The organism is Candidatus Hydrogenedentota bacterium, from assembly GCA_016791475.1.
Taxonomy (GTDB): domain Bacteria; phylum Hydrogenedentota; class Hydrogenedentia; order Hydrogenedentales; family JAEUWI01; genus JAEUWI01.
Genome location: JAEUWI010000234.1, coordinates 1 through 701 on the forward strand (window position 1 = coordinate 1; position 701 = coordinate 701).

Consider the following 701-nt stretch of genomic DNA (forward strand, 5'->3'; position numbering starts at 1 on the left):
GACGCTCCTCAAAATTCTCAATGGTGTCTACCAGCCCGACTCTGGCGGCATCTTCGTCGATGGCAGGGAGGTCCATGTCGCCTCGCCCCGCCAAGCCTTCGACTCGGGCATTGCCATGGTGTTCCAGGAACAGTCGATTCTGCCGACGCTGACGGTCGCCGAGAACATCTTCTTGGGCCGCGAGGAGGAGTTCATCCGTTTCGGCCTCATCTCCAAGTCGCGTATGAAGGCGGCCGCGAAGGAGGAATTGAAGAAGGTCCATCTCGACATCGACCCCGGCATGCGCTGTGCGGATCTCTCCTTCGCCGCGCGGCAGATGGTGGAAATCGCCAAGGCCCTCTCCTTGAACAGCCGCACCAAGGGCCATGTGACGATCCTGCTCGACGAACCGACCTCGGTTCTGGAACAGAAGGAAGTGGACCTCCTGTTCCGCATCATCCGCGATCTCAGGGACCGCGCCAGCTTCGTCTTCATCTCCCACCGTCTCGAAGAGGTCTTGGAGATTTCGGACCGCGTTTATGTGATGCGTGACGGCAAGGTGGTGAAGGACCTGCCCTCCGCGGGCGCCTCGGTGAAGGACCTGCACCAGCTCATGGTCGGCCGCCAGCTCCACCACGAGTATTACCGCGAGGCCCGCCAGTCCTCGCCCGCAGCAACAGTCGTGGTCGCTGCCGAGGGCTTGAGCCGCGCTGGCGCCTTCC

General features: G+C 62.3%; 1 protein-coding gene. It reads left to right on the top strand.

Annotated features, from left to right (window positions below; all coding sequences use genetic code 11):
• Nucleotides 1–701, top strand: a 701-nt coding sequence (locus JNK74_28920; GenBank protein MBL7650204.1) for a sugar ABC transporter ATP-binding protein, incomplete at both ends; no start/stop codon positions are given.